Raw genomic sequence first — 12561 nt, 5'->3', positions numbered from 1 at the left:
TGGATGGGTATTAAACCGTGAACAAGAATAAAACCATGCGTGTGATGGCGGTGATTTCCCTGGCTCAAGCGCTCTGCGCCATGCCAGTCTGGTCCGCCGTAAGTCCCGAGCAGGCTGCCGAGCTTGGCAAGCGCCTGACACCGGTGGGGGCAGAGCAAGCCGCCAACGCCGATGGCAGTATCCCGGCGTGGACGGGTGGCCTTACTCAAGCACCACCTGATCACAAGAAAGGCAAGATGGACATCGACCCGTTTCCAAATGAGAAGCCGGTCGTGACGATCGATGCGAAGAACATGGAGCAGTACAAGGGCCGGTTGACTGAAAGCGTCCAGCGCCTGATGACCACCTATCCCAATTTCAATATCGAAGTTTATCCCACTCACCGGACGGCTTCGGCACCTAAGTGGTTTTACGACTACACCGCCAAAAATGCGCTCTCGGCACAGCTGAGTCCTGATGTGAAAACTGTTTCCGGGGCCTATGGTGGCACACCTTTCCCGATTCCAAAAACTGGAGGAGAGGTCCTCTGGAACCACTTCCTGTCCTGGAAAGGCACGGCGATCGAACAACAGATCAGCCTCTACATGGTGGACGGTAGTGGCCGTCGTTCGCTGACCTCGTCGATTCAGATCGATGATCTGTATCGCTACCACCTGCCCGGCGGCGAGAAAGACTTTGACGGCTTCTGGCAATGGCACCGCGCGTTGACGACGGCTCCTGGACGTAGTGCGGGCGAGGCGTTGGTCGGGATCTGGCCAACGGATTTCCAAAAGAATCAGCCAGGATCGTGGCAGTACATGCCAGGCCAGCGTCGCGTGCGCAAACTGCCGAACGTCCAGTTCGATACGCCGAACTTCTACGTCTCGGGCATGATGCAGTTCGATGAGGCGTATGGTTTCTTCGGTTCCCCGGAGCAATACGATTGGAAGCTTGTCGGCAAAAAAGAGCTCTACATCCCTTACAACACCAACAAGTTGCTGGCCGCCAAACCTGAAGATGCGTTCGGCCCCGGCTTCGTCAATCCAAAACTGGTTCGTTGGGAACTGCATCGGGTCTGGGAAGTGGAGGGGACGCTGCGCCCGGGCGTACGTAACGCTGTGCCACGTCGCAAGCTTTACATGGACGAAGACAGCTGGAACATCGTGATGACCGATCTGTGGGACTCGCAGAACAAACTCTATCGCGGTGCGATGGCATACACCGGGATCAATTACGACCTGCCTGGCGTGCTGGCGTTGCCTTTCAACAACACCGACTTCCAGCAGCAGGCCTACACCATCGGTAGCTTTATCGACCATTACACCCCGGTGGAGCCGAAACCACGCTCCTTCTTTTCTGCTGAATCGCTGACCCAAAGCGCACTGCGCTGACGTGAGCAGTGGTCGACCGGCACTTTCCGGTCGACCCGGGCAGAGTTTCCATTGGAGTGTGATTTATGTTCTCGAATCGAATCATGGCGGTTTTAAGGGGCATGGTGGCGAGTGCGAGCGTGGTGGCTTTTTTCGCTCATGCGCAATCCCCAAGACCGGCAGTACTGGATCGACCTGCCTTGCCGATTGCCCATCCCGAACATGCTTACTTATTGGGCGCTGCATTGGCCGGTAGTCGATGGGTATCGGTGGGAGAAAACGGATTGGTCATCTTTTCCGACAACCAGGGCACCAGCTGGCGCCAGGGCCAGGTTCCGGTCAGCGTGCTGTTGACGGCCGTGGCGTTTGCCGATGCCAGGGAAGGCTGGGCGATTGGTCACCTGGGTGTGGTCCTGCATACCCGTGATGGTGGTGAAACCTGGACCCGCCAACTCGATGGCGTGGAGGCCGCTGACTTGGTCTTGCAGGACGCCAAGGAGCGCGTTGTAAAGGATGCTGATGAGGCCGCACAAAAGGCCCTGGTACAAGCCCAGAACCTGGTCGCGGACGGACCTGACAAGCCCTTTTTGTCTCTGGCCATCGAAGGTCCGGGGCGACTGTTGGTGTTGGGGGCATTCGGCGCCGCATTTCGTAGCGAAGATGGTGGTCAGCACTGGCGCGTAGCAGGCCAGGCGTTTGCCAATCCAACGGGGCTGCATTACTACGGCGTCAGTCGCAGCGACAGCTCCACAATGGCCGTGGGCGAGCAAGGCCTGGCGCTACATTCTTTGGACGAAGGCGATTTCACGTCGGTCGAGCAACCCTATGAGGGCACCTTGTTTGGTGTTCAGGCATTGCACGACGGTGCATTCGTCGCATACGGCTTGCGTGGCAATGTCGTGCGCAGCCTCGATCAAGGACGCACCTGGACCCTGTCGACCAGCCCTGTCTCGGCGTCTATCCAGGCTGGGACGGTATTGGAGGACGGCACGTTGATACTGGCCGCCGAGAATGGTCAGTTGATCAGCAGCCGCGATGCAGGTGAGACCTTCACGCTGCTTGAACAACGCGCGCTACCTGCCGCCGCCATTGTGCCGGTATCGGCTCGCGACATTCTGGTCGTCGGCCCGCAGGGCGCGCAAGTCGTCAGCCTTGGGAAAAGGACAGAGTCGTGAAAGTCGATACTCAGCCAAGCAAACCTTCCGAATTTGATCCGCAAGCAGGCACCTTGCTGGAGCGGTTGCTCTTCAATAACCGTGGACTGGTGGTGCTGATTTGCCTGATCGCCACACTTTTTCTCGGGTACCAGGCACGTCACCTGGATCTGAACGCCAGTTTCAAGGCCGTCATTCCTAACGCCCATCCTTATATCCGGAATTACCTGGCTCACGAAGGTGAGTTGCAAGGTCTGGGTAACACCTTGCGCGTGGTGGTGGCGACCCAGGGGCCGACCATTCTTTCGCCGCATTACCTGGATGTACTGCGCCGTGTCAGTGACGAGCTATTCACGGTGCCCGGTGTCGAGCGCCCTTACATGCAGTCGTTGTGGACTCGCAGTACGCGCTGGCTAGCCGTGACCGAGGAGGGCATCGACGGGGGACCGGTCATGCCCGACAGTTTTGACGGCAGCACAGGCAGCCTTGAACAACTGCGCCTGAATATTCTTCGCTCCGGTGAGATCGGGCGCCTGGTTGCATCGGACTTCAAGTCATCGGTGGTCGTGGTACCGCTGCTCGATTACGACGCCCAGGCTCGGCAGGCGCTCGACTACGGCACGCTATCCAAGCAACTTGAAACCATTCGTGCGAAGTACGAAACCGAAGGTGTAGACATCCGTATCGTCGGGTTCGCCAAGGTCATGGGCGACCTGATTGACGGCCTGACCCAGATCCTGTTGTTCTTTGGCGTGTCGGTGCTGATCGCGGCAGTGATGGTCTACTGGTTTACCCGTTGCTTGCGCAGCACCTTGCTGGTGGTGGCCTGTTCATTGATTGCCGTGGTGTGGCAGTTGGGTATCCTGCCGATGATCGGTTTTCGGCTCGATCCCTATTCGATCCTGGTGCCGTTTCTGATCTTCGCCATCGGCATGAGCCATGGTGCGCAGAAAATGAATGGCGTCATGCAGGATATCGGTCGCGGCATGCATCGCACTTACGCCGCGCGCAACACCTTTCGACGCTTGTTCATGGCGGGTTTTACCGCGCTTGTCTGTGATGCTGTCGGGTTCGCGGTGCTGTTCATGGTGAACATCCAGGCGATCCGTGAGCTGGCGATCACGGCCAGTATCGGTGTTGCCATCCTGATCTTCACCAACTTGATTCTGTTGCCGGTGTTGCTGACGTTTACCGGCGTCAGCCCGTCGGCTGCACAGCGTGCGCTACGCCAGGAACAGGATGCGTTGTCCGGCAACAGTGGTCTGCTGTGGAAAATCCTTGATCTGTTCACCCGTCCACGCTGGGCGGCAGGGGCAATTATCACGGCATTGATACTGGCGGGCGGCGGTCTGATCATTGCTTCGCACCTGCAAGTGGGCGATCTGGACGCGGGTGCGCCAGAGCTGCGGGCGGACTCCCGGTACAACCAGGACAACGCCTATCTGACCTCCAACTACGCGACCAGCAGCGATGTGCTGGCGGTAATGGTGACGACGCCGCCGGATCAGTGCGCGAATTATGAAACCCTTACCAAGGTCCGTGACTTGCAAACTCAGCTTGGGCAAGTCCCGGGAGTCGAGGCCAGCAGTTCATTTGCCAACCTCGCGCGACAGATGGGGTCGGCATTCAATGAAGGCAGCATGAAATGGGCAGAGATTGTGCCTAATCAGAGCGTGCTGAATTCAATCATGACTCAGGCGCCGCGAGGGATGTTCAACGCCGACTGCAATCTCTTGACCGTCTATGCCTACCTGACTGACCACAAGGCCGCCACCTTGCAGCGGACGGTGGAAACGATCGAGGCGTTCGCCGCTAAAAACAATACCGACGAGGTCAGGTTCTTGCTGGCGGCGGGTAATGCCGGCATCGAGGCGGCGACCAATCAGGTGGTTAAACACAACAATTACCTGATGCTGTTTGGCGTGTACATCGCGGTCATTCTGCTCAGCCTGTTGGCGTTCCGTTCCTGGCGAGCGGTATTGGTGGCGATCCTGCCACTGATGCTCACCAGTATTCTGGCGGAAGCGCTGATGGTGATCTTCGGCATTGGCTTGAAGGTCGCTACGTTGCCCGTGACTGCACTCGGTGTTGGCATCGGCATTGATTACGCGCTGTACATCTTGAGTGTAATGCTTGCCTGGATGCGCCTGGGCGGTTCGCTTTCGGAAGCCTTCCACCGATCCCTTTTGTTTGTCGGGCGAGTGGTGATGTTGACCGGACTGACGTTGGCTGCCGGCGTGGCCACCTGGATGTTTTCCCCCATCAAATTCCAGGCCGACATGGGCCTGCTATTGGCCTTCATGTTCGTGGTCAACATGTTTGGCGCGCTGATTCTGCTGCCTGGCCTGGCAACCTTTCTGCTGAAAAGTGCGAAAGCCGATGATCCAGGCTTGTCACGAGAAGACCCTGCGTACCAGGCAACCCATCGCCCCGATACACAGCGCCCCGAAAGGTGCCTTGCTGAATCAGGCATCTAGCTGAAGTTGGCCGGCTATTCCGGCCAACCGTTACCAGGAGACAGAGGATGAGAATAAAAAAAATGATCCTGACTTTCCTTGCCTTGGCGGTCCTTGCTTTCCCTTTCTGGGTCGCAAGTCAGGAGCCACGGCAAAACGTTTCGTACCTGGCGAGCTGTCAAGAAATCAACGTACCCTGTTTCCTTCCTGTTGGCTTCAAGGGGTGGCCGCAATAGAGCCACGATGGTCATGACATTCGAACGATAGGGCTTCAGAGCCCAGAGTGGTGAAGCAGGCATCATGCTATGCGCGGACCTGGTGTTGCAGGTCTGCGCATTTTCATTTTCCAACTGGGCTGAGCCCAAGAGACCGGATCATCAAGGTATGGATGACGGCGGGAGCAGTTGGGCGGGCGCACGCAGGGCTTTTGCCTGTGTCGTTCAAACACAGCGGTAACGCTTGAGGGATAGCCAGTGATGTTGTGAACGGTGGACTGTTCGGGGTGATCCCCGTATCAGTCCCGGATGAGGCCTGAAGGACCTCCGGCGTGTGACGACGGAGGTTCGCAGCTCAAGGCTTTTGAGGTGATTCAGGTGGTTTTTTTTGCAGGTAACGAGTCAACGTTTCCAGCTCGGCATCGCTGATTTCAGTCTTGCGAAAGAACGGCATCACTGAAATGCCGTGACGGACGAAGTAGGTAACCATCGCAGGTGACAGATCCTGGCGGTCTTCAAGAGCGGCAGGAATCGCCCCCTTGTATTTTGCATTCAACGCCAGTGTGCCGGGTGTCTGATCACCGGGCGCGTGGCAGGCTGCGCACCATTTATCGAACACCTTTTTGCCTTGTTGGTCCTGATCAGCCCAGGCAGCACCCACGACGCAACCGAGCGTGATGCAAAGCAGTGTTTGCCTGAGACACTTCATTGCGCGGCCCTCTTCTTGTTGTTGCGCAAGTTCTTCGGCCAGATGCCGTATCGGCCGGGCGAAATAATTCCGTTAGGGTCAATCGCATCCTTGAGCGTCTCGTGAAACTTCAACAGGACATGGTCATTGAAGGAATAGGTATCCATGACGTCACCCTGAAACGAGGCGGCGGTACGGTATTCCCCCCAGCCATGTTCAGCGGCAATCCTGATGATTTTGCGGAACGCATCGCGGGACTTTTTATTGGTGGCTTTGTCCTTTGACATCATGAACGGAATGATGAATACAAATGAGCGCTCCCAGGACGGCACCGGAACGTTCATGGCGAAAATCATCGGGATACCCAACTCTTTCGCAGCTTTGCCCAGCACCTCATTGATCTTCAGGATGGCTTCGCCAGAGCGGGGGATAATCGGTGAGAACCAGGCATGACCGTCAGAAGGCGGTGCCGGGTTCCACGCCGAGCGGGCGCCAATGGCAAAGGTCCGCAGGTTCGGAATACCGAATTGTGCCGGGTATTGAATCTTTTTCTTTTGCTCTTCATCGAGGGGAAGGGTGTAGAACTCTTTTTCCTCGAAGCTTGCGTCGGGCGTCACCGCCCGATAGCGCTCCTGGACATGTTCCCATTGAGCACGGATAACCTTCTCCGGGCCATAGAAAGTAAAGGCGCAACTCCAGAACGGGATCTTGTTACGTAGGCCGTAGTCTTCATATTCTTCTGGCTTGGCTCCTCGTTGCAGCAGGCCCATGTACTCCGCGTCTCGTGGTTCCGGGCCATGCACCAGAAAGTCATGCAGCCCGGCCAGGCTGGGCGTTCCCAGGACCGGGCTGTTGATATCAGGGTAGCCGGTGAAAACCTTGCTGTTTTCCAGGTGAGTCATGGTGTCCACCAGTGGAATCAAGTCTTTGTACCGTGGCAAGTGCACCAACCCTTTGAGGAACGCTTCAGGCTCGGGCATCAACCAGAATCCCATCTTGGTCACTACGCCGAAATTTGATTGGCTGAAAATGCCATCGATCCATGGACCAAATCCTGACTTGTACATCTGCCAGGTTTCCGAGCCCGGCATTGCGCCCATCCCGGTACGCATCAGTTCGCCGTTGGCCAACACCACTTCCATACCGCAGTGAGCATCAAAGTGGTTACGAAATTGCGAGGAGGTATAGCCTGCGCCTCGGTCCATGGCATTGCCCAGCATGCTGCCCCAGCCTGGGTCAGGAACGTCGATCCACAGCTTGATGCCGTTCTCTTGAAGGTATTGGTACATGTCAAAGTAACTGACACCAGGCTCGACGACGCAGTAAGCCTGTTTTTCGTTTACCTCAAGGATACGGTTCATGCGCTTGAGATCCAGCACGACTGAACCTGAATAGACGGGTGCAGACCCGCCGTAACCGAGATTTTTTCCGGTAGAGATCGGATACACCGGGATTTTGTAGTGGTTGGCGATGCGCATGACTTGCTGTACTTGCTCGGTTGAGGAGGGCGCCACCGCCGCTGAGGCGATGCGTTCTTCAGGCTCCCCCCAGTACGGCGAGTAAGCGTCACGGTACAGGTCGAGGTCCTCGTCACGGGTGAAGACCCACTCCTGGCCGACCGTTGCGACGAAATCCTTGATGGCTTTTGCGAAATCCTGACTACTGATGCCGAGTGGCGTTCGCATGTAGGTTCCTCTTCAAGCGAAATGTTTTTATGGTTATTGATGCGGTCAAGCAAAGGCGGGGGCGATGACCCAGCTCACCAACGGGACGCTGAGGAGGGGAGTGCTCTGGGCCATTTGGACGTTACGTTCGATACAAGGCCCCTGGCCGCGTCGCCATGAGCATGAGGTGCTCAGTCTGGCCAGGCGCCCGCTCCAGTCCTGAGGGTTGGCTATCAGTTCGGCAAGTGATTCGATTTGGGAGGCGGGCGCCTGAATCAGGTGACGAATCGAACCTGTGTCGGACGGAGCATGCTCGACGCGCAGCACCACCCGCAGTCCGTAGCCGTGTGCCAGTTGCTCGATACAGAACAATGGCTGGCGAGCGGTCATTCCCGCAATGACAGCAGGTGACGTGCGCCACTCACGATTGAGCTTTTCCCAGAGCGCCGTTACATCCCCATCGATCGGTAGATGTCGAGCGCCGCTGCTGACGGCTTGGGCGCCATAGCGACGACTGGCTTCAAAGCGTTGATCGGATATTACCCAGCGAGGTTGCATCCCGGCCCAGCCGGTGAATGTCGATGCAATCGCCGCGGAGTCGAACTGGGCTATCAGCGGCAGTGAAGAGCCGGCAATGCCGGCCTTCAAAAAGTTTCGGCGGTTCACGGTGCTGATTCCTTTCAATGCTTTGCAGGAATGTTCACACCACCATGTGCACCCGCCGCAGGACCTTTTCCGGCTTTGTCTTGCACGAGAAGCGTGGTGCGCCAGTCTTCCTGGTAAGGCCGCCCGGAGAGATGAAATACAGAGGTCATGGCCTGGCGGCACATCTCTCGGTTCGCCATCAACGCAAAAAAATTCGCCTCGTCTTCCATGCGTTTGGCTGGGTCCGCTTCCTGAGTACGGCGTTTCATTTCGATCGCTGTGGGGTTGGCAATTTCGAGGAAGCAGCGACGACGCTCATAGGCGTACCAGTCCAGTGCATCGTCGCCAACGGTGCCATTGATCACGCCACCAAGGGTTCTGATCAGCATGCTGGCGTCCTGGATGCCCGAGGTGAAACCCATGCCGCCAATCGGGTTGGTGGCATGTGCGGCGTCACCTACCAGGAACACCCGGCCTTCGCGGTAGCTGCTGGCAGAACGTTGATGAACCTTGTACGAATTGGCCAGGATCACCTCACAGTGAGCATCCGGATCGGGAAGGATATGCTTGAATCTTGCCAGGATCCTGGCGATGCGTTCCTCTTCGGTCGCGTTTGCATCTTCGCCATAGGCGACGCGCCACAGGCCGTTGTCATTGATCTTGGCGACAACGCTCCAATGGTCAGGGTCCGCGACCATGGTCGACGGCACATACCCATATTTCTCGAAGTCGTACAGGACATTGGTGGCCATGAAGACATCATTCCAGGTGAAGCCTTCGAACTCGACGCTCATTGCTTTACGTACGCCCGACCGGGCGCCATCGCAGCCGATGAGCCAGTCTGCATCCAGACGATGGTGACCTTGCGGATCGGTAATACTTACCTGGACGGCATCGGTGGACTGTTCGAAACCAGTGAATTGGGTTTCCCAACGGATCTGCGCACCGGGCAATTCAAGGAAATGCTTGAGGATGATGTCGGCGAGAATGTCCTGGCCGAAATGCAGGTTATAGGCGTAAGGCGTCAGGTCGTCGATCCAGTGATAATCGAGGCGGCCAATATTTCCGGTCAGAGGGAAGCGAAGGTTGTATTCATAGCTCCAGGACGCAACCGCCTTGGCATCGTCGAGCAAGCCCAGCTCATCGATGGCTTTAATGGTGGAGGGCAGATAAACCATGGCACGGGGAGACCGGACAATGTCACGCTCCTGGTCAATCACCGTAACCCGTGCACCCTGGCGCGCTAAACCCAGCGCTGTCACCAGACCTGCAGGGCCGGCACCGACGACGACAACACGCTTTCCTGTAACCATTTCAGACTCCGGACGCTGATTGTTTTTATGTCTGGCCGAGGTACCAGGCTCGCTCAAAGGCACCAGGCAGAACCTGTAGCGTCATTGTCGGAGTGGGAGCAGGAGAGGAACACCTACCAAAAGATAGTGGGGTCTGCTGGACCGTGATCCGGTCTTTTACTGTCTTTTGGTAGGTGTTCTCCCTGAGCGGGATGCCATTGTTGGGTCACCCCGTCTTCAGGAGCGATTCACATGATATTTACCGTGGCTCAGGTTCAGTCGCCAAGCGAAGTGATATTCGATCCGGATTGCGCAGAGTTGAGCATCCTCTTCAGCAATGCCCATCGCGCGAGTGCAGGACGGCAGATGCTGGTGCGTTTCGACCGGCAAGCATTGCGCGAATTGGTCAGCGAGATTCGTCGCCTGGAGGCGTTGAGCAACCGGCCGCTGGATCGGCTGTTCAGTGACCTGGAGAGTGGTATGACGTGATCATCGCGATGATGCTGTTCACTTCCCGCTATCTTTAGGCAGGTGCCGCTCTCCGCCGGCTCGCGGAACATGGGTGAAAACTTTATCGGTTTTCCCTTTTCCGAAAATCGGCGATTGAGCGGGGACACAGCAATGACTGACATCGACATGCAAGTACCAGCCCTGACGCGACAGTTATCCGAGTTCATCGAGTGCGCCTGTTGGTCAGATATCCCTGAGCCAGTTCGGCATGAGGCAAAACGTGCATTGGTCAATTACTTCGCGGTTTGCATGGCCGGGGCAGGCGATCCTGATATCGATAAGGCCGCCGCTGTGTTCGAGCGTTTCAGTGCTGCCAATCAAGCGAGTGTAATAGGTCGTACCCTGCGGACGGACATGCTCAATGCCGCCTCACTCAACGCAATGAGCGCCAATGTCTATGATTATGACGACACTCATATCCCCACCATCATTCATCCCTCCGCGCCGATTGCCGCGACACTGTTTGCCTTGGCAGAGACTCAACAGATAACAGGAGAGCAATTACTGCTCGCCTTTATTTTAGGGGTGGAAGTCGCATGCCGGCTGGGCGTGGCCATTTCGCCCGGGCATTACCAGCGTGGTTGGCATATCACCTCGACGTGCGGCGTATTCGGCGCCGCAGCGGCAGCGGCTAAACTGCTTGGACTGGACTCACAACGCGTGGGATGGGCGCTGGGCAATGCAAGTGCACAATCCTCAGGATTGGTCGAGACCTTGGGGAGCATGTCGAAAAGCCTCGGTGTCGGAAACGCCGCGCGTAATGGTTTGTTGTCCGCATTGTTGGCCAAGGAAGGGTTTTCCGGACCCGAGCAGCCCATTGAAGGCGAGCGCGGTTTTCTACGGGTAATGGGGGATAACCCGGATTTTACAGGGGTTATCAATTCCTTAGGCCAGCGCTGGGAACTCCTGGCCAATACTTACAAACCCTATCCTTGCGGCGTTGTGCTCAATCCAGTGATCGAGGCGTGTATTGCTCTTTATCATGATCGGGATTGGTCGATCGATGATTTATCCCGCATCGAGGTGACCGGGCATCCGTTGCTGCGTGAGCGAACGGATCGTCCAGACATTCGTTCCGGGCGTGAATCACAGGTAAGCGCGCAACATGCAGTCGCGGTCACCCTGACGACGGGTAAGGCAGGGCTCCCTCAATTCAGTGACGCCGCTGTCTCTGACCTAGAGGTTCGGTCGCTGTACCGCAAGCTCGTGTTCCTGGATGACATGGACTATTCGGTGCAGTCAGCACAGATCCGCATTTTCCTTGAATCCGGCCAGACGAAGGTCTGTAGGGTAGAGGTAGCACACGGTAGCCTGGCGGCTCCACTGAGCGATAATGAGCTTGAAATCAAACTATGCGAACTCGGCGAATATGGCCGTTCGGGCTGTGATACCAGGATGCTCATAGATGCCCTGTGGTCATTCGAGCACGCTTTGGATGCTGGTGCTTTGATGAAACTCACCGTTCGAGCGTAAGCATTGCGAAGCAAGCACGCGGCGTGCGCCTGTACTGGGGTTTTCAACGCAACGTGACCGATTGCCCTTACTCAGCCACCATCAACAACGACTGCGGCACCGCACTCTGCGGATGCTGCGATTCCTGCAACCCAGCCAGCCTTGACCATCAGCAGGCGGCAGACACTCATCAACGGCTGCTGCCGCATCTGGATCTGGCGTTGTTGACTCTGGATGAGGAGCAAGCACCTGAGCGCAGGCGGCAAATACACGCGGGAGAACGGTGTCTACGCCTCCAACTACGTCTACGGCGCAAATGGCGACGCCCGTATCGGCCGCCTCTATTCGCCGCTGGACCAGGAAACCCTCAGCGCCGTCACCGGGCTGCGCGGCGAACTCGCCACCGGGCCGGTCAGCCACCGTATCAACCTGGCCGCCAACGGTATCTGGCAGGAGAAGCGCAACGCGTTCGAGAACACCGCGGCGGGCAGTCGCGGCTTTGGCAATCTGTACGAGGGCCAGCCCGTCGCCGAGCCGCCGGCCACCAGCGTCTCCGGCGATATCCACGACCCGGACACCACCGCCAAGGTGCAGAACCGTAGCCTGGCGGTGTCCGATACCCTGGGCTTGCTTGACGACCGCGTGCTGCTGACCCTTGGCGTGCGCCGCCAATCCATCGGCGCCGACGCCTGGAGCGCGGCCAGCGGTGCCCGCACCTCCAACTATCAGGAAAGTATCACCACGCCGGCCTATGGCCTGGTGATCAAGCCCACCGAGTACCTGTCGCTCTATGCCAACCGCGTCGAGTCGCTGCAACAGGGCCCGACCGCGCCGGCCGCCGCGCTCAACAACGGCGAGATGTTCGCGCCCTATCGCTCCAAGCAGACCGAGGTGGGCGCCAAGCTCGACTGGGGCACCTTCGGCGGCAGCCTCAGCCTGTTCCGCATCGAGCAGCCGCAAGGCGTGCTCGGTGGCGACGGCTACTACCGGGTGGATGCCGAGCAGCGCAATCGCGGCGTGGAATTGAGCCTGTTCGGTGAACCGCTGGACGGCCTGCGCCTGCTGAGCGGCGCCACCTGGACCAAAGCCGAACTTAGCGGCACCACCGGCGGTCGCGACGATGGTAACCAGGCGGT

General features: G+C 57.7%; 10 protein-coding genes and 1 pseudogene. 6 read left to right on the top strand and 5 right to left on the bottom strand.

Annotated features, from left to right (window positions below):
• The first annotated feature begins 17 nt into the window (after nucleotides 1-17).
• The 3 genes from BT116_RS21365 to BT116_RS21355 all read left to right on the top strand — a co-directional run bounded on the left by BT116_RS21365 (nucleotide 18) and on the right by BT116_RS21355 (nucleotide 4980).
• A complete protein-coding gene (locus tag BT116_RS21365; protein WP_139209469.1) occupies nucleotides 18-1370 on the top strand; it encodes a DUF1329 domain-containing protein in 1353 nt (450 codons plus the stop codon).
• A 65-nt stretch (nucleotides 1371-1435) separates the two neighbouring features.
• Entirely contained in the window at nucleotides 1436-2524 is a 1089-nt protein-coding gene (locus tag BT116_RS21360; RefSeq protein ID WP_072347012.1) for a WD40/YVTN/BNR-like repeat-containing protein, read from the top strand.
• On the top strand, nucleotides 2521-4980 hold the full coding sequence (locus tag BT116_RS21355; protein ID WP_072347011.1) for an efflux RND transporter permease subunit: 2460 nt from the start codon (nucleotides 2521-2523) through the stop codon (nucleotides 4978-4980). Before BT116_RS21360 ends, BT116_RS21355 begins: the two co-directional genes overlap by 4 nt.
• Nucleotides 4981-5529: 549 nt before the next feature.
• On the opposite strand, the gene BT116_RS21350 is transcribed toward BT116_RS21355, so the two are convergent.
• From BT116_RS21350 to BT116_RS21335, 4 genes are read right to left on the bottom strand one after another with little or no spacing between them, the layout of a single operon-like run.
• Nucleotides 5530-5883 (bottom strand): c-type cytochrome, encoded by a 354-nt coding sequence (locus tag BT116_RS21350; RefSeq protein ID WP_083569173.1) that lies wholly within the window; start codon nucleotides 5881-5883, stop codon nucleotides 5530-5532.
• Nucleotides 5880-7547: an FAD-binding oxidoreductase gene (locus BT116_RS21345; RefSeq protein WP_072347010.1), complete on the bottom strand. Its 1668-nt coding sequence runs from the start codon at nucleotides 7545-7547 to the stop codon at nucleotides 5880-5882. Before BT116_RS21345 ends, BT116_RS21350 begins: the two co-directional genes overlap by 4 nt.
• A gap of 45 nt (nucleotides 7548-7592) precedes the next feature.
• Complete coding sequence (locus BT116_RS21340; protein ID WP_072347009.1) at nucleotides 7593-8192, bottom strand: hypothetical protein; 600 nt, start codon at nucleotides 8190-8192, stop codon at nucleotides 7593-7595.
• 14 nt (nucleotides 8193-8206) lie between these two features.
• Nucleotides 8207-9484, bottom strand: coding sequence for an FAD-dependent oxidoreductase (locus tag BT116_RS21335; protein WP_072347007.1), 1278 nt, complete (start codon nucleotides 9482-9484; stop codon nucleotides 8207-8209).
• 231 nt (nucleotides 9485-9715) lie between these two features.
• Between BT116_RS21335 and BT116_RS21330 the strand changes: the two genes are divergently transcribed.
• Nucleotides 9716-9952 carry a hypothetical protein gene (locus BT116_RS21330; protein ID WP_072347005.1) on the top strand — a complete coding sequence of 79 codons (237 nt, stop codon included), beginning with the start codon at nucleotides 9716-9718 and terminating at the stop codon, nucleotides 9950-9952.
• Between the two features lie 132 nt (nucleotides 9953-10084).
• Nucleotides 10085-11446, top strand: coding sequence for an MmgE/PrpD family protein (locus tag BT116_RS21325; RefSeq protein ID WP_072347003.1), 1362 nt, complete (start codon nucleotides 10085-10087; stop codon nucleotides 11444-11446).
• A gap of 67 nt (nucleotides 11447-11513) precedes the next feature.
• Here BT116_RS21325 and BT116_RS30745 read toward each other — a convergent pair.
• Nucleotides 11514-11588: pseudogene (locus tag BT116_RS30745) on the bottom strand (class I SAM-dependent methyltransferase); the annotation flags it as partial.
• Between the two features lie 71 nt (nucleotides 11589-11659).
• Here BT116_RS30745 and BT116_RS21320 point away from each other — a divergent pair.
• A partial coding sequence (locus BT116_RS21320; RefSeq protein WP_256574485.1) for a TonB-dependent receptor occupies nucleotides 11660-12561 on the top strand: 902 nt, incomplete at its 3' end.

It is taken from the genome of Pseudomonas sp. NFACC16-2 (genome assembly GCF_900119205.1).
In the GTDB taxonomy this organism is placed as follows: Bacteria; Pseudomonadota; Gammaproteobacteria; order Pseudomonadales; family Pseudomonadaceae; genus Aquipseudomonas; species Aquipseudomonas fluorescens_Q.
This window is presented reverse-complemented; position numbering and strand designations above follow the sequence as displayed.